The following is a 16,747-nucleotide window of genomic DNA, read 5'->3' on the forward strand; positions in this document are numbered from 1 at the left end:
GTTCTATAATAAGGGTAGCTATTTTCCAAAGGAGGTGTACATTTTGAATCGACATAAAGCCTATAAATTTCGCATCTATCCAACGAATGAACAAGCAGTTTTAATCAATAAAACCATTGGTTGTACTCGTTTCGTGTTTAATCATTTCCTAGGGAAGCAAAAAGAAAAAGATGCTTATTGGTATATAGTTGAACTGATGGTTCAAAATGGTCAACTTCCCACTAACAACTGGAAAGGCTCATTTTTTAATAAAAATGAGTCGATTAAAGCCGTCAAAGAATTAAAACAGCATTACTCCTTCTTAAAAGAAGTGGACAGTATTGCCTTGCAGAAATCCGTTGAAAATCTCAATGATGCTTATACTCGTTATTACAAGAAACAGAATGGCTCACCACGTTTTAAAAGCAAAAAGAACCCTGTGCAATCCTATACAACAAAATATACGAATGGAAATATTGCGATTGCCGGCAATAAAGTAAAATTGCCAAAATTGGGTTGGGTTCGTTTTGCCAAATCAAGAGAAGTGGAAGGTAAAATTCTGAATGCAACGATTAGACGCAACACTTTGGACAAATACTTTGTATCCATCGTTGCAGAAGTAAACATTAAACACCTTCCAAAAACCCAAAAGGAAGTCGGTATTGATCTTGGGTTGAAGGATTTTGCTGTGTTTTCTCATAAAGAAAAAATTGAAAATCGCCATTTCCTACGGAACATGGAACAAAAATTAATCAAGGAACAACGTACCCTTTCTCGTAGAATAGAGGGTTCTTCGAAGTGGCAACAACAAAAGGTCAAAGTCGCTCGACTTCATGAAAAAATCTCCAATCGAAGAAAGGATTACTTGCACAATACTTCTACACAATTGGTCAACAACCACGACCTGATTGTTATAGAAGATTTGCAAGTGGCCAATATGCTAAAAAACCACAAATTAGCCAAAGCCATTAGTGATGTCTCATGGGCTGAATTTCGCACGATGTTGAAATACAAATGCAACTGGTATGGGAAGCAACTTGTTGTAGTTCCTAAGAACTTTCCAAGCAGTCAGTTATGCTCTTGCTGTGGCTATCAACATAAAGAAGTGAAAAATCTTCAAGTACGTCAGTGGGTATGCCCATCTTGTCATGCACAACATGACCGAGACCACAATGCAAGTATCAATCTACTTGCCGAAGGGAAAAGTCTCTTAACAGCATAAACACTATAGAACCGTAGGGACTACGGGGATAGCCTACTTACCTTGCTCCATAAGGAGTAATAGCGTAGGAATCCTGTGACTTTAGTCATTGGAGGTTCAAAAAGCATTCAGCTAAAGTTTGCCTTACGTTTCAAAAATACGATTACAAAGGAGCTTTTATTATGAACCAAATTACAGTCTATACAACAAATACATGTCCTTACTGTGTAATGATGAAAAACTTTTTAAAGGAAAATGGACTTTCTTTTAAAGAGGTAAACGTCCAGCAAGACCCGATTGCTGCAAATCGTTTAGTTAAAACAACAGGGCAGATGGGAGTTCCGCAAACTGAAATTAATGGCCAGTGGGTTTTAGGATTTGATCCTGAAAAAGTTATGCAATTGGTAAAGCAATAATTTAGTACGTTGTGTTATAAACAATACCGGATTACAAATTCTATTATTACAAGGTAAAGGAGGTGACCGTATGCTTCAAATTACGCATGCTGCTATATCGGTGATTAAAAATGAAGTGAAGGATGTTATTGAGGAAGGTAAAAAGCCCTTTATTCGCTTAGAAATGGGAATTGGCTGAGGGGGACCACAGCTTCGTCTGACTCTGGAAGAGTCGGCTTTAGATAGTGATGAAATCACTGAACAGGATGGAATACAGTTTTTGGTAAACGAAAGAGACAAAGTGTATTTTGAAAATACAAAACTTGATTACGTCAAGGCATTATTTGGTGGCGGACAATTTAAGGTCCTCCGAGTGTAGGGACCTTGAAGATCCGCTGTATGTAAGAATTCAAAAGTCTGGTACGAACGACAACATGCCGATCTTTTGAAAAATGTTAGCCCGAATAATAAAAACTATTAGACCTGTCCTATTGGAGTAAGTGTGTATCCAATAGGACAGGCCTTTTTATTATTCCATGAAACTAAAATAGTATGGTTGATAGAATGTTGTTATCTATTTGTACAATGTTTGTATAATATACTATAATAAACATTGTACAATACAAGAAATAATTATATGATTATTACTAAGGGGGGAAATCCATTTGATTAATTGCAGGAACTGCTTTCCAACGAGTATTTGCTATGAAATAGTAATTGATGGTGAGAGTAATCGAAATTATATTCCTGATATCATTAAACAACTAAAGAGAAATAACATGCTCATTCATGAGGAAAAAACTTCTTTCTTGATTAAAGAGGAAGGAATAGTAGAGTTATATGATTTTTTTACAGATCATTTAGATACAAGTTCAATACGTTTTCGAGTGGATAAAGAAAAATGGAGACCTATTCATGAAGTCGAAGAGTTAATCCAATCGCAATGGATAGATAAGGTTATACGTGAACAACTAGTTACTTGTTATTATCAACCTATAGTTGATGTAGAGGGGAAAGTATACGGGTATGAAGCTTTATCTAGATTTTTCGATGAAGTAGGGAACCCCATACCACCATTAGAAGCATATAAAGCTGCAAAACGTAGAAATAGAATGTATTCATTGGACCGGGTTTGCCGTATGAATGCCGTACAACAATCTAGCCTTTTAAATAAGAAGGTATTTATAAATTTTGTGCCGACTTCTATCTATTCACCAGAACACTGTCTAAAATCTACGGTCCAACTTGCACAACAACTTGGTATTGATCCGTCCAATTTTGTTTTTGAAGTAGTTGAAACAGAGCAAGTCGAGGATTTAGAACATCTAAAAAGAATATTGTTGTACTACAAAGAAAAAGGGTTTAACTATGCTTTGGATGATGTTGGGGAAGGATTTAGTTCAATAGAAGTCCTTAGGGAACTAGCTCCTAATTATATGAAGTTGGATATGCGGTATGTACAAGGGGTTTCAGAGGATAAAGATAAACAGGAAACGGCAAAGCACTTTTTAAAAGCAGCCATTCAAGTAGGTGCCATACCACTTGCTGAAGGGATTGAGGAAAAAGAAGATTTTCTTTGGCTAAGGAATATGGGATATCAGTTATTCCAAGGATATCTATTTGGAAAGCCATCTCCTCATATACATACCGACTTACATAAGGTGGAGAACAATGGAAAATAACATAAATATAAAAAATAATAGACAGGTTTTAAACAGTGATGCTGTTTTGTCTGCGTTAGAAACCAGTTTAGCAATGATTGAATTCAATCTAAATAAGGAAGTTATTTGGGTAAATGATAACTTTGCCAATACCTTGGGCTATACAGTAGATGAAATGATTAATATGTCACATAAGCAATTTTGTACAACTGAATTCGTCTATAGTAGAGGTTATCAAGAATTTTGGGATAGCCTCCATAAAGGATTTAAGTTTCAAGAGAAAATTCAACGGCTAGGTAAAAGAGGAAACCTTTTATGGCTTGAAGCAACTTATATACCTATTTTTAATGAAGAAGGGAAAGTAGAGGGTGTATTAAAAATGGCTACGGATATTACAGAACGAGAAAACAGAACCGGAGATATTATTACAAAACTAAAAGAAATGCCAGAAGAACTAGTTGAATTGGTGGTCACTAATTCGATTGAGCAAATAGATGCGTTACAATCATTAAAAAGCCAAACGGAGTTAATAAGAGAGGTTTCAAAATTAATACGTAATATCTCGGCACAAACGAATATGTTAGCAATAAATGCTGCAATTGAAGCGGCACACGCAGGTGTACATGGAAGAGGATTTAAGGTAGTTGCTGATGAAGTCCGTAAATTAGCTGGGAATGTTTCGGAATCTATTAATCAAGTAAATAATAATGTGGATCACATCATTTTTGAAGTTACAAAAGTAGGTGATATCACAGAAAATTTACAAAAAAGTGTTAAGGAAACAAAAAGTAGATTCGAAAAAACAATCAGCGAATTTGAAGGTGTGGCTGTTAATTAGTGAAATACCCCCCAAAGAGATGAACAAGAATACGCTGTTTGGCGCAGTAATACAGTGCTCTATTTTTGTTCATTTTTATTCGCAAACAAAATATCTCGAATTCAAGAGTCTTAAAATTGACCCAAATTATCATTCAATGCTACTATAAAATCAATATAGAAGTCTCACAATTCCTTAATCCAAAAGCAAGGTAATTGTAACCAAAAGGAGTTTAATGAAATGGAAAACATGAATAGTACCCTAAATTATGTAGATAAATCCATAAGCTCTGATAGTGTGAAACAAAAACAAGTAGAAGAACAAAACGAAAAATATCGATTGATAGCTGAAAATACAACAGATTTAATTAGTCTCATCGAAGTAGACGGCTCATTCCAATATACGTCACCTTCATTTGAGGCTATATTAAACTATGACATATCTACCATCCGACATCTAAATTTTTTTGATATGATCCATCCAGACGATCAATCGATGGTTAACAAGGAAATAAGTATTTTTTGCAAGAGGAAGAAAACGGTCCGGCATATTGAGATTCGTATCCGCGATAACAAAGGTGATTATATAAACATTGAGGCGAGTTTTAGTGTCATCGATAAATCATCATTTTCTAAAAATGATTTAATTCTGGTTGTCATGCGTGATATTCGATTTCGAAAGATTTTCGAACAAAAAATATACCATCTGGCTTTTCATGATACATTAACCAATCTGCCTAATCGACGTTCTTTTATGAATGAATTGAATAGGGAAATTCTCGACAGAAAAAAGATGAAGACGCCATCTAAAATGTCGGTTCTTTTTATTGACCTTGATAATTTTAAATCGATTAACGATCAGTGGGGCCATGATGTAGGCGATCAAGTTTTAATCGAAGCCGCAAGAATTATAAAGAACGCAATTCGCCCTAGCGATCTAGTTGGTCGCGTAGGTGGGGATGAATTTATAGCCTTATTAAAGCATATAAAAGATGAAGAGGATTTAAAAAAATATGTGAATCAAATCATAACGAAATTTAACTCTCCGATTTACATTTCTGGACAGGAGTATATCTTGACATGCAGTATTGGAATCGCTATTTATCCTAATGACGGTATTTCTTCGAGGGAGCTGATTAAGAATGCAGATGATGCTCTTTATAACGTCAAAAATACAGGAAAAAATCATTATTTAATCTTTAATAATAAAATTAAAAATGAATCATTGGAACGTAGATTGCTAGAAAATGCATTGAGAAATGCGATAAAAGAAGAACAATTTTATTTAGAATACCAGCCCAAACTAAATATCTCTACCAAGCAACTAATTGGTATGGAGGCTTTGGTTCGATGGAGACATCCTGAGTTAGGTACCATTCCACCAGGAAAATTTATATCATTAGCTGAAGAAACGGGATTAATTGTACCATTAGGGGAATGGATTTTTCGGGAAAGCTGTAGGCAAATGAAGAAATGGCAAGAAATTGGCTATCGATCTTTGGTCATTTCGGTTAATGTATCCATCCGACAGCTTGAGGATCCTAATTTCATCAAAACAGTTGAGAAGATCCTAAAAGAAACAGATTTAGACCCAAAATGGCTGGAAATTGAAGTGACAGAAAGTGTTTTTATGGATGTGAATGATGCTGCATCCGTTCTTGAGGAAATTCGACAGTTGGGAATTCAAATTTCAATTGATGATTTCGGAACGGGATATAGTTCGCTTAGTTATCTTAAGCATCTTCCGATAGATACCCTAAAGGTCGATGCGTCATTCATTAAAGATATTCATGAGAATGATGAAAGCAAAGCCATTGTAAAATCCGTATTAACACTGGCAACGACATTAGGTTTAAATGTCATTGCAGAAGGAATTGAAACGCAGGAACATGTCAATGAACTAAACAAAGATGGTTTATTATTTGGACAAGGTTTCTATTTTAGCAAGCCGTTGAATAGTCAAGCATTTGAAGAATATCTGTTAAAAGAAATAAATGCTTGAGAGGAATCCAAATTCCTGTCATTAAAGAAGCAACGTCATTTGACGTTGCTTCAGACTGTTGACAAACGCTTGCATACTGCGTTCCTTGCCTCTTTCGTCCGCTCATGAAGGCAACTTCTATTCGCGTCTTCAATCGGCTGCGCGCCTTGTCTGACAAGCGTTTTCAAGACAGACTGGGGAGAGTAATTTATATCCTAGATATCCTGTGAAATATGGTGTAGACAACGTCATTTGACGTTGCTTTTAATCAACTCATAATATATTTGTCATCTCCGACTGGCTCAACATGGACATGAACATCTTGAACGTTATGTTCCTTCATTAAAACGACCTCTACTTTGGTTGATATTTCATGTGCCTCGGTAATATCTAAATGATTCGGAACAGATATGACAACATCCACAACATTGCTATTTCCGTATGTTCTTCCCTTAATGTCTTTTACTTCTAGAACCCCGTTTATATTTAAAATGGTCTGTTTGTATTCTGCTAAATCCTCTATATCAAAGCCATCCGTTAAATAATGGGAAGATTCTCGGAAAATGTCCCATCCTGTTTTACAGATTAATAATCCCACAACAAATGCAGTCACTGGATCAAGCCAAGGTATATCGAGTTGGGAACCTAAAATACCGATTGCTGTACCAATACTAACCCATGCATCAGAGAGATTATCTTTAGCGGCGGCCATAACGGCATGACTTTTTACTTTTTTAGCTAGATTTTTATTATAGCGGTATACCAATAACATAATAAAAGCGGAAACAAATCCTGTCCAAGCTGCTATCATATCAGGTGATTCATGGTTACCATTAAAAATAGAGGTTGCTGCACCATACAAAACTTGAACTCCGACAACCATCATGATTAAAGAAGCAATTAAGGACGAAACGGTTTCGGCTTTCCAATGGCCATAAGGATGATCGTCATCAGCAGGTTTTTGAGAAAACTTTAAACCAATTAAAACTGCAACTGAAGCAACGATATCGGTTGTGTTATTTAAACCATCGGCCTTTAGAGCTTCTGAATCGGCCATGTATCCTATGATTAATTTCAAAAAAGATAGCAAGATATATACGGCAATGCTTAAAATCGCACCACGTTCCCCTAATTTCAAATCTTGATACCTCTGCTCCATTTCTCTTCCTCCAAAAATTAACATTGAATCTTATTGTAACAAAGGGGTTTCGTGTTAGTCTATGGCAACGTTTTTGTGAAATAGCAACAAATTAACTAGGTAGGAAAGAGTTTTTACTGAAGGAAAAACTTTTGTAGAAAGGCATAGGTAGCTATCTGATTTTTATTCATTATATAGCTGATAAATATTTGCTCTTGTCCGGTACATAAATAGATTACTAAGCAAATATCTTTAGTAATAAAGTCAGAGCAAAGGTGGGGTACCATGCAGAATCAGCCTCAACTCCCTGGTCATGTAAGTATGGGGCAGTTTAATCAAATGTTAGTTTCACCTGAATCGTTTGCTGCAAAACCTGAATCTCTTTCAGAGCAATTATTTGTTGAGCGTTCCCTTACGGAAAATAGATTTTGGCTAAGGATTATGAAGGAGCATGCCTTGTTCCTAGGTGAGGGATTTAACCGAAAAGATATTCATCTCATTCAACAAACAGATAGGTTTTACTATTACTTTGAACAACAGGAAAAAAAGGCTCACCAAACACCAAACAATGTAACGTTAGTAAGGAAATTAAACGAGGAAAGTATTGAGTTGGTACATGGTTTTCGCAACTTTAAAAGGAACCTCCTGATTTTAATCATCAATTGCAAAATAAGTGGTTTTAATTTCCCATTGCTCGTTGACCATATTGCTCGTGAGGCTGAATATTTTATGAGGACACTGAAAAAGTTTAACCAGGGAGTCTTGGATCCTATCCAAGATGCGATCATCAGTGAAAATGTATTTTGGTTAAAAATTATGATGGAACATTCTCGTTTTATTGCATCTCTACTTGATCAGTCAGAAAGAAATTTGGTGAAGGCTGCCTTGAAGTTTGGGGATGACTTTGAAACACTGCTGAATCAAGCTAGGGATGTGGAATCAATGTTATATCATAAACAGCCTACCTATCCAATTATCGGAAAAATGAATAAAGATAGTGAGAATGCTGCTCATGAATTACGTGACTTTAAGCAGGCTGGTCTGGAACTCATCAAATCTTGTCAAATTCGGAACGTAATTAATCCTTTATTAGCAGACCATGTTGTAAGGGAGGCTGACCATTTCCTTTACATGATTCATGTTTTAGAAGAAAGATTAAATACAAAAAAGATGAATGAACGGCATTTATAGCGAAGGACGATAAAATGGAAGGAGAGGTTTTATGGCAAAGGTAGGGAAAGATGATTTCATAAACGGTTTTGTTCCGCATCATAACCATGGTTCGGTTGATTATACTTCTGTAGAGGATGGCCACGTTCACCAGTGTTTAGATGTCACTTCACCACCGATTCCTACTCAGGATGGAAGCCATATCCATTATACGGAGGGATATGTTGTCTTTGAAAATGGGCATTCTCATCATTACCGGGCTTATTCGGGACCAGCTATTCCGGTAGGTAATGGGATGCATGTTCATTATTATGATTTTTACACTAGCGAAAATGATGGACACAGGCACCATGTAAAGGGTGTGGACCGAGCAGCACCCGGTAACAAATAGGAATCATTATAGGTCCTCTTCTGATTAAGTTATTCAAAAGGGTGGAGAGCTTACCTTTAAAAAACAGCTAAATATAAATAGCCAAGAATATCAGACAACAAATCTGATATTTTTTTTGGTTTATAACGGAAATTTATAAAAGTAAATTCAGCTCGTGCATTACTATAAAAGCTTAAGAATTCTTAAGGATTTTTGCTCCTATTTCTTAAGGTTTGAATTTTAAAGTTAGATTATAAATTCAAGCCATTGGAGTGATGAAATATGAAACAGTTGCTTTTCTTGTTTCAATATATAGGTAATCCAAAGACGGTAGGAGCTATTAGCCCTAGCTCAAGGTTTCTAGGAGATAGAATGGTCGAAGGAATCAATTTTCAAAAAGCCAAATACATTATTGAGTATGGCCCAGGTACAGGAGTATTCACTGAAAAGTTGCTAAAGAATCGGAATCCTGAGGTAATCATTTTATTAGTAGAAAGCAATAATGAATTTTACGGTGAGTTGAAAGAAAAATTTAATGGGGAAAGATATTTAATTATAGTAAATGGTTCAGCTGAAAACATCGAGCAATATGTAAAGGACTACGGTATTCCTTATGCCGATTACGTTGTTTCAGGTCTACCTTTTGCAAGTTTACCAAAACAGGTTTCTAGCAACATTTTAAAAAATACTAGAAGGATCTTAAAAAAAGATGGACAATTTATTACTTTCCAATACACTAAATTTAAAAAGGCATTTATTGAGCAATACTTCCAAGAGATAAGGGTTAAAAGGGAATATAGAAATTTCCCGCCAGCTTATGTTTTCAGTTGTGGTATGTCAGAGAAAAGTGTGGAGGAAAACCATGGAGTCCAGAATTCTTATTGTTGATGATGATAATGAGATTAGAAATCTTATATCGATTTATTTAGAAAATGAAGGTATGCAAGCACAAAAAGCTGAAGATGCCATTGAGGCTTTAAAACTGCTGGAAGAAAAGGACTTTGATCTCATTATTTTGGATATCATGATGCCGAAAATGGACGGAATTGAAGCGTGTCTGAAAATTAGGGAAGAACGTAATCTGCCAATTATTATGGTCTCAGCAAGGTCTGAAGATATGGATAAAATCCAAGGTCTAATTGCAGGTGCTGATGATTATTTGTCTAAACCGTTCAATCCTTTAGAATTGACTGCACGGGTAAAGTCTCAATTAAGAAGGTTCAAAAAATATAATAGCCATACGGACAACAATAAAAGCATCATCGAAATTGGTGATTTAACCATAAACACAGATACACGCCAGGTATGGGTGGGGAAGAAGGAGATAAGGTTAACTCCAAAAGAGTTCGATATACTAGAAATTCTTTCTCGTAACAAAGGAATTGTCCTAAGTGTAGAAAAAATTTATGAGGCTGTTTGGAAAGAGAGTTTTTATAAATCCGATAATACAGTCATGGTCCATATCACAAAGATTAGAGACAAAATCGAAGAGGATCCGAAACGACCTATATACATAAAGACAGTATGGGGAGTTGGGTATAAAATATGAAAGGGATTGGGATTAGAAATAGGCTTATTGGTGAGCTCCTTGTTGCAGTTGCCATTAGTTTATTCGTTTCGATTGCTTTGATTCTCCTCTGTATCCAATTTATCTTGAATCCTTACGTTACGACATACCCTACAGGATTTAGCACAATAAAGTATAACGTAATGACATTTTTAGTGTTTTCAGTAGCAATCCTTACTTTTATTCTCGTTTTTTTAATAATGGTAAGGAAAAAAATAATCTATTTAAGGCACATCTCAGAGAGCGTTAATCATATCTCTAATGGAAAACTGGGTTTAACGATTGGAATTGAGGGTAATGACGAATTGACTCAACTTGCTAGGAATATTAATGATATGTCCTGCGAATTGGAAAAAAAATTTGAGCATGCAAGACAGCTAGAAACTGCAAAAAATGAACTGATTACCAATGTTTCTCATGATTTGCGAACACCTTTGACATCTGTATTGGGGTATATAGACTTGCTAAAGAGAGGTCAATATAATAGCAATCAATTAGAAGAATACATTGAGACCATTCATTCAAAAACAAGAAGACTCAAATACCTGATTGATGAGTTATTCGAATATACTCGTTTATCAAGCCCTGATGTGAGGTTAAATCTAACGGAAATAGATTTAGTAAGATTACTGGAGCAAATAGTAGGGGAATACGTTCCTGTATTTGAAAATGAACAATTAACAGTTCAAAAATCAATACCGGATGAAGAAATCCCGATTTCTATGGATGTAGATAAAATGGTTCGTGTTTACGAAAATCTGTTCATGAATGCCATAAAATACAGTAAAAAACCTTCGGAACTAAAAATTAGCCTTGAAAAAAAAGACAGCCAAGCCATTTTGAAAGTATCAAACAGAGTGGAAAAGCCTCCTGTTAGTGATATGAATAAATTATTTGATCGGTTTTTCAGAGGAGACAAAGCAAGAAAAGATACTCAAGGAACGGGGCTTGGACTAGCTATCTCAAAAAGAACTGTTGAACTTCATGATGGTTCCATTTATGCAGATTATAAGGAAGGATGGATAACCTTTCTTGTTGAGCATTCTATCCTGAGATAGAAAGAGAAGAGTGGAGAGATTATTTGTCCCTTGGTTGTGTAAGACATACAAGGCGATACTTTAAATGTTGAGTATCGCCGTGCCACTATTTCTTTACTGTAAATATTTTGGATGATCCTGCGGTTTATTACTACTAATCTCATCAAAAATATTTTCTTTTTGTGTCGATTGATTTTGTTCCTCATTTTGAAGGGATGGGAAATAGGCATCTAAAAGTTTTTTAAATTCGCCAACTGTAAGTGGTTTAGCATCTTCCTTTAATTCATAACCAAGCAATCCATTAGGCTCAATGGTCGCTGTTTTAATGTCCACAATAGTGGTTATTCCTTGATTACGAAACCTCATTTCCAATTGGTCAACGGTGAGACGTAACTTTTTCAAATTCTTGATATTCAATGAACCATTCTCAATCACGACTTTAGATTTACCGGTAATGAATTTTTCTACAATGTTAAATTTCAATTCCATATATTCAATAATGAGAATAGTTGCCACAAAGATACCTGCTCCAGCAAGTGCCTTGACGATACTCTTTTGTACTATAGGCTGTACAATAATCGTCCCAATCGAAATCATCACAATGGTTTGAGCAAGAGTCATTTGTGATATGGATTTTCTTCCTGCAATTCTTAATAAAAGAATACCACCAAGAATTAATAAAAATGATTTCCAAATAAACGATAGTTCCATGATTGAACCTCCTCCTACTTACTGCATTTCCTTTAAAATTCCCATTTTATCTCTTCTTTATTAAGTAACAACCTAATCACTGTTAAAAGTGTTTCTATTACAAAACACATAGTAACTAACAATAGTTTCCATATTATTGGGAACCATAATCACAAACCAACTTTATAAATATAAAAGTTATCGAAATAGCAATTACGAAGATTCAGTTTGTGATAGTTAGAGTATAGTGTTTTAGCTATAAAACCTGGTTGGAGGTATTTGTTGTGTCCCTAACACTTACTTTTTGTTTGACCATGTTATTGGTGATCGCGTTTTTTTCTACCAAGAAGCATTTGAACATTTTAGAACAGGTATTTGTATTTTTTCTTTTGGTGTTTATCTATACCAGTTTTGTGTCGATCATTAGCGTAAACCTTGAATTGTGGGAAGTTAGTAAGAGGCTACAGGATCTAATCGCCTTTCGTCTAAACGCAGTAATAAATGTTCCGCTAGCAATCTTATGGCTAATCGACCTTTGGCAGGCAACAAAACGTAATTTCTATAGAGGTGGATCCCTTTTAGTGTGTCTTTTTATTCTCTTGTACATAGGTGATTATATATTAAGATTTTATGGTGTATACCGATTTCATGCTTGGAATCTAGTGATGTTAGGTATGGTGTGGATTCTTATATTGTTCATTACTATACTTGCTCAACAAGGATTTAGAACGGTACTTCGTAAGGAAGGAATTGTATCATGAACTTATTTCCGCTACCTGATGAATTAAGCAAAAATGAATGGTTTGTCATCATATCCCTAATAACTTCTTATTCGGTATTCTTTTTACCCAAAAGAAAATTCTCTTTGAGTATGATCATCTTAATTGTTTTATTTTCTGCAACAATAGCAAGAATTGCTGATCATGTATTAGCTGGCCCACCACTGGATTTATATGACTTGATGGATACTGGTAAGTTTGAGATGTTTAATATTTTTTCCTATCTTTTATACGGTCCATTTGCTTATGTATACCTTTATTTATATGAAAAATTTAAAATAAAGCATATATACTCCTTTTTATATATAGTGGTGTTTTCTATATTTAGTGTGGCATACGAATGGATTACTGTCGTGTTCGGTGTTTTTACATTCAAGGAATGGAAGTCTATTTATTCTTTTCCAGTTTACTTGTTTGTTCAGTCATTAACCATTTTGTATTACCACATTCTAAAATTATTTATAAAGTTCCAATAAACAAAGTATTTTAAGATACATTCAGGGGGAATCACCTTTTGTTATTCTTACCACAAATAAACAGCATTCTAGAAATTTTTTAAAACATACTTGTTTACTGATTGTAATATTCATGTCTATTTCTTAAGTAAAAAAATTCTTAGAACCATGAAGACAGTCTCTTTTAAGGGAGCCTATATTGATTGATTTATGGTTTGGGAAAAGGTTTAAAGATAATAGGTTGTGTAGAATTCTCAAGGTTCATAATCATTTTTCTGCTAATAAATGCTTCAACGCCTTCCCACATCTCCGTTCATTAACGTTCCTCTTAAAGTCCTGCGTTCGTCTTCATGAAAATAGCGCAAATTACACAGACTAAATTGTGAATGATATATTCTCCATAAAACTCCACATAAACTTCATAGAAATTTAATGGGTTGATGAATACTATTTATCGGCTCAGGTATCACTAGAAATTAAAAACAATAGAAACAGGGTTGATAACATGGAACACCTAGTAAGATATCTTTCACAGTTTATCTTTTGGTACCCCCTTGTTATGTCCTTATTCTGGATAGCGGGTGCAAGTTTGTTTTTTAGATATCGAGAAAGAAAGAAAAAGATTAATTTTGATGAGATTGAATGGCCTTTTGTTAGTATCTTAATCCCTTGTTATAACGAGGAAGAGACAATTGAGGAAACAATCAAACATATTGCAAAAGTGAATTATCCATATAAAGAAATCATTGTTGTGAATGATGGAAGTACAGATAAGACTGCTGATATTCTTCATAAGTTAGCTCCGAAGTATGCAGAACTAAGAGTGATTGATTGTAAGGAGAATCGGGGGAAGGCAAACGCCTTACATATTGCTTTACATGCATCTAAATCGGAATATTTAATTTGTATTGATTCAGATGCGATTCTAGACCCTGATGCTCCCCATTATTTAATTCATCACTTTTTTAATCGTGGTGAGAGGCTGGGTGCTGTAACAGGAAACCCACGGATACGAAATCGTGATACATTACTAAGTCGCCTTCAAATTGTTGAGTACGCTTCTATTATTGGATCTATAAAAAGAACTCAACGTATATTAGGAAAAATTATGACGGTTTCAGGTGTGGTTGTGGCTTTTCGAAAAAAGGCATTGGTAGACGTTGGACTATGGGACCGTGACATGATTACAGAAGATATTTCGGTTTCCTGGAAGCTACAAGAGAAATTTTGGGATATTCGCTATGAGCCACGTGCACTATGTTGGATGCTTGTGCCTGAAACGATCAAAGGGATATGGAAACAACGGATTCGATGGGCACAAGGTGGTCAAGAGGTTATACTCAGGCATTGGAATGTATTGCGTAGTTGGAAGCATAGAAGGATTTGGCCCATTTATTTTGAGCAGTGGGTAAGCCTAACTTGGTCATACACTTGGATTTTTGTAACACTATATTATTTCTTAACAGCTAGCAATCTACATGAGCTGTTGATTTGGCTAACATTTTCCTCTTTTACTCTAACCTTTTTAAGCCTAGTTCAATTATGGATTTCGATTAAAGTTGACTCACCCTATGACAACATTACAAAATATTATCTTTGGGCAGCTTGGTATCCTGTTATTTATTGGGTGTTAAACGCGGTTATTGTGGTGTTTGCGTTTCCTAAAGCGATTAAGTCTAGGATTAAAGGTGGTTATGCAACATGGACAAGCCCAGACAGAGGAAACAGAATGACTTGATTATTAAAACAAAGCGTAATTGGGTAAATGAAGTGATGATCGGCCTTTTCTCCATTTTGATATGGCTATTTTGTATAGTTGTGATCTGCTTTTTTTTCAGTGCACTTATCAATAATAATAGTACTTATATCAATTTAATAAAAACTTCATTTAAAATGACAAACGTAGAAATCAGAGATTTCCTTTATACTGTTTTCGTTATTTTTATTGCATGCTACTTAGGACTGTGGTTGTGGAAGTACTATAATACAAAAAGGTTCGGCCCCTCGATGAGAAGGAAATATCCGCAGCCAACAACTGAGGGAGAGTTATTGGGACTTGGCTTAATTGGTAAGGATGATTATGATACTTTACAAAATGCGAAGGACATTACATTGGAGAAAAATCCAATTCGAGATATAGTTGAGTGAAGGGAATAGTTCATAATGAAAATGTAATTTATCAAATAGTTGGTTTAAATACTAAATCAGAGGAATTGATGAAATACAGAGCTTATAAATGAGCAAATTATGAGACTAAGAGTGGATTTTAAAGGTTATCTAATAGAATATTAAAGGGCCTGACCCCTAGCGAATAAGCATTACCGGAGATCAGGCCATATTTTTTATTTATATTTGTTTATTTTCCACGACTTTTCCTACCTTCTGGTTTCGATAAAGTCGATGACCAATCAGTGTTTGGAGTGTCAAGAAGATTCCGCCTACTGCCCAATAAAGTGGTAGTGCAGCTGGAGCTCTATATGAAATGATAACAATCATAATCGGTGACAATAACCCCATAAATTTCATTTGTTGTTGTTGGCTTTGGGACATATTTAATTGCGAGATTCTAAATTGAATGTAATAAATAACCCCCGCAATAATCGTTAACAATAAATCAGGATGCCCTAGACTAAACCATAAAAAGGTGTGTTGCGAGATTTCTGCTGAACCACGAATCGCATAATATAATCCAGTTAAAATAGGCATTTGAATGAGCAATGGCAAGCACCCCATATTAAGTGGGTTAATTCCATGTTGTCGATAAAGGCCCATCATTTCCCGTTGAAGTTCTTGTTTCTTTTTCGGATCCGTTTCAGCTGAAATTTTCTTCTGAATCTTTTCCATTTCGGGCTTTACTAAATCCATCTTTTCTTTCATCACGGATTGGTTTTTATACTGCTTTAACATAGAAGGCATCATAATCAATCGTATGCATATGGTTACAACAATAATCGCAATACCGTAACTACCGTCAAATGTATTTGCGATAAAATTTATGAACTGTGTGATAGGGTTTACTAAGATAGTGTTAAAAAAACCTTCATTATTGTTATTTGAATTTATTCCGCACCCAGACAGAAGTGCAGTCAGTACGGATAAAAGAATAATCAGTTTGGTGTAAAAACGAGAATTTTTCATGTTTCCTCCTTAAAAGTTAGATTGAACTGTTAAGATAAAAGGAAACAAAACTCTCAGAGTCATCACTTGTATATCGTTTATTTCGAATCGATTTGGTAATTCTTCTTGTGATAAAGTACTGAATTAAAAGACTTCGATTACCATCAAACTTCTTACATTCACTAATTTTCGTGTCTGTAAAATTGGATAAAGGTGAACTAAAACCAATATGAACCCTTTGTGTAGAAAGTAACAGAAGCATTAATCCAATACAGACACTAACGTTAAGCGCCATTTGAGTATAAACTTCCGGCTCTATTAGAAGAAAATCTATCAGCAAAGGATTTTCACCTCCAATTTCGTTTGTGAATACTTTAACTATACATGAATT

The 16,747-nt window shown here is 35.0% G+C and carries 16 protein-coding genes and 1 pseudogene; 13 read left to right on the plus strand and 4 right to left on the minus strand.

All coding sequences use genetic code 11. The annotated features are described in order from the left end of the window. The first annotated feature begins 43 nt into the window (after positions 1–43). The 5 genes from tnpB (at position 44) to DZB84_RS12465 (ending at position 6,054) form a co-directional block, all read left to right on the plus strand. Positions 44–1,201: an IS200/IS605 family element RNA-guided endonuclease TnpB gene (tnpB, locus tag DZB84_RS12445; protein WP_116352593.1), complete on the plus strand. Its 1,158-nt coding sequence runs from the start codon at positions 44–46 to the stop codon at positions 1,199–1,201. Positions 1,202–1,362: 161 nt separating this feature from the next. After that, positions 1,363–1,596, plus strand: coding sequence for a glutaredoxin family protein (locus DZB84_RS12450; protein WP_116352594.1), 234 nt, complete (start codon positions 1,363–1,365; stop codon positions 1,594–1,596). Positions 1,597–2,240: 644 nt separating this feature from the next. Continuing rightward, entirely contained in the window at positions 2,241–3,257 is a 1,017-nt protein-coding gene (locus DZB84_RS12455) for an EAL domain-containing protein (RefSeq protein WP_317616426.1), read from the plus strand. Beyond that, on the plus strand, positions 3,247–4,074 hold the full coding sequence (locus DZB84_RS12460) for a methyl-accepting chemotaxis protein (RefSeq protein ID WP_116352595.1): 828 nt from the start codon (positions 3,247–3,249) through the stop codon (positions 4,072–4,074). Before DZB84_RS12455 ends, DZB84_RS12460 begins: the two co-directional genes overlap by 11 nt. Before the next feature lie 219 nt (positions 4,075–4,293). Continuing rightward, the gene (locus tag DZB84_RS12465; protein WP_116352596.1) at positions 4,294–6,054 is read left to right on the plus strand and encodes an EAL domain-containing protein; all 1,761 of its coding nucleotides are present in this window, start codon (positions 4,294–4,296) and stop codon (positions 6,052–6,054) included. Positions 6,055–6,301: 247 nt separating this feature from the next. Here DZB84_RS12465 and DZB84_RS12470 read toward each other — a convergent pair whose 3' ends face one another. Beyond that, complete coding sequence (locus tag DZB84_RS12470) at positions 6,302–7,192, minus strand: cation diffusion facilitator family transporter (protein ID WP_116352597.1); 891 nt, start codon at positions 7,190–7,192, stop codon at positions 6,302–6,304. A 264-nt stretch (positions 7,193–7,456) separates the two neighbouring features. On the opposite strand from DZB84_RS12470, the gene DZB84_RS12475 reads away from it, so the two are divergent. The 5 genes and pseudogenes from DZB84_RS12475 to DZB84_RS12495 form a co-directional block, all read left to right on the plus strand. Further along, positions 7,457–8,362 (plus strand): DUF2935 domain-containing protein, encoded by a 906-nt coding sequence (locus DZB84_RS12475; RefSeq protein ID WP_116352598.1) that lies wholly within the window; start codon positions 7,457–7,459, stop codon positions 8,360–8,362. A 31-nt stretch (positions 8,363–8,393) separates the two neighbouring features. Then, a complete protein-coding gene (locus DZB84_RS12480; protein ID WP_116352599.1) occupies positions 8,394–8,732 on the plus strand; it encodes a YmaF family protein in 339 nt (112 codons plus the stop codon). Between the two features lie 261 nt (positions 8,733–8,993). Next, a complete protein-coding gene (locus DZB84_RS12485; RefSeq protein ID WP_116352600.1) occupies positions 8,994–9,599 on the plus strand; it encodes a class I SAM-dependent methyltransferase in 606 nt (201 codons plus the stop codon). After that, entirely contained in the window at positions 9,574–10,260 is a 687-nt protein-coding gene (locus tag DZB84_RS12490; RefSeq protein WP_116352601.1) for a response regulator transcription factor, read from the plus strand. Before DZB84_RS12485 ends, DZB84_RS12490 begins: the two co-directional genes overlap by 26 nt. Positions 10,261–10,436: 176 nt before the next feature. Beyond that, positions 10,437–11,336, plus strand: a pseudogene (locus DZB84_RS12495) (sensor histidine kinase); the annotation flags it as partial. Positions 11,337–11,429: 93 nt separating this feature from the next. Here the strand turns inward: DZB84_RS12495 and DZB84_RS12500 are convergent. Next, on the minus strand, positions 11,430–12,026 hold the full coding sequence (locus tag DZB84_RS12500) for a DUF421 domain-containing protein (RefSeq protein ID WP_223254440.1): 597 nt from the start codon (positions 12,024–12,026) through the stop codon (positions 11,430–11,432). 736 nt (positions 12,027–12,762) lie between these two features. Here DZB84_RS12500 and DZB84_RS12510 point away from each other — a divergent pair. The 3 genes from DZB84_RS12510 (at position 12,763) to DZB84_RS24920 (ending at position 15,387) form a co-directional block, all read left to right on the plus strand. Beyond that, positions 12,763–13,260 carry a hypothetical protein gene (locus tag DZB84_RS12510; protein WP_116352604.1) on the plus strand — a complete coding sequence of 166 codons (498 nt, stop codon included), beginning with the start codon at positions 12,763–12,765 and terminating at the stop codon, positions 13,258–13,260. Positions 13,261–13,744: 484 nt separating this feature from the next. Beyond that, a complete protein-coding gene (gene pgaC, locus DZB84_RS12515; RefSeq protein ID WP_116352605.1) occupies positions 13,745–14,977 on the plus strand; it encodes a poly-beta-1,6-N-acetyl-D-glucosamine synthase in 1,233 nt (410 codons plus the stop codon). 269 nt (positions 14,978–15,246) lie between these two features. After that, positions 15,247–15,387: a hypothetical protein gene (locus DZB84_RS24920; protein ID WP_189655236.1), complete on the plus strand. Its 141-nt coding sequence runs from the start codon at positions 15,247–15,249 to the stop codon at positions 15,385–15,387. Between the two features lie 198 nt (positions 15,388–15,585). On the opposite strand, the gene yidC is transcribed toward DZB84_RS24920, so the two are convergent. Beyond that, entirely contained in the window at positions 15,586–16,377 is a 792-nt protein-coding gene (gene yidC, locus DZB84_RS12525) for a membrane protein insertase YidC (RefSeq protein WP_116352607.1), read from the minus strand. 16 nt (positions 16,378–16,393) lie between these two features. Continuing rightward, positions 16,394–16,696: a hypothetical protein gene (locus DZB84_RS12530; protein WP_116352608.1), complete on the minus strand. Its 303-nt coding sequence runs from the start codon at positions 16,694–16,696 to the stop codon at positions 16,394–16,396. Positions 16,697–16,747 lie beyond the last annotated feature (51 nt).

Source organism: Bacillus sp. HNG, from assembly GCF_003400205.1.
Classification (GTDB): domain Bacteria; phylum Bacillota; class Bacilli; order Bacillales; family Bacillaceae_L; genus Ferdinandcohnia.

Coding starts and splice junctions, on each gene's coding strand:
- DZB84_RS12500 (WP_223254440.1), bottom strand. CDS start 12,026: ATGGAACTATCGTTTATTTGGAAATCATTTTTATTAATTCTTGGTGGT.
- DZB84_RS12490 (WP_116352601.1), top strand. CDS start 9,574: ATGGAGTCCAGAATTCTTATTGTTGATGATGATAATGAGATTAGAAAT.
- DZB84_RS24920 (WP_189655236.1), top strand. CDS start 15,247: ATGAGAAGGAAATATCCGCAGCCAACAACTGAGGGAGAGTTATTGGGA.
- DZB84_RS12475 (WP_116352598.1), top strand. CDS start 7,457: ATGCAGAATCAGCCTCAACTCCCTGGTCATGTAAGTATGGGGCAGTTT.
- DZB84_RS12485 (WP_116352600.1), top strand. CDS start 8,994: ATGAAACAGTTGCTTTTCTTGTTTCAATATATAGGTAATCCAAAGACG.
- DZB84_RS12465 (WP_116352596.1), top strand. CDS start 4,294: ATGGAAAACATGAATAGTACCCTAAATTATGTAGATAAATCCATAAGC.
- DZB84_RS12470 (WP_116352597.1), bottom strand. CDS start 7,192: ATGGAGCAGAGGTATCAAGATTTGAAATTAGGGGAACGTGGTGCGATT.
- DZB84_RS12510 (WP_116352604.1), top strand. CDS start 12,763: ATGAACTTATTTCCGCTACCTGATGAATTAAGCAAAAATGAATGGTTT.
- yidC (WP_116352607.1), bottom strand. CDS start 16,377: ATGAAAAATTCTCGTTTTTACACCAAACTGATTATTCTTTTATCCGTA.
- DZB84_RS12450 (WP_116352594.1), top strand. CDS start 1,363: ATGAACCAAATTACAGTCTATACAACAAATACATGTCCTTACTGTGTA.
- DZB84_RS12480 (WP_116352599.1), top strand. CDS start 8,394: ATGGCAAAGGTAGGGAAAGATGATTTCATAAACGGTTTTGTTCCGCAT.
- pgaC (WP_116352605.1), top strand. CDS start 13,745: ATGGAACACCTAGTAAGATATCTTTCACAGTTTATCTTTTGGTACCCC.
- DZB84_RS12460 (WP_116352595.1), top strand. CDS start 3,247: ATGGAAAATAACATAAATATAAAAAATAATAGACAGGTTTTAAACAGT.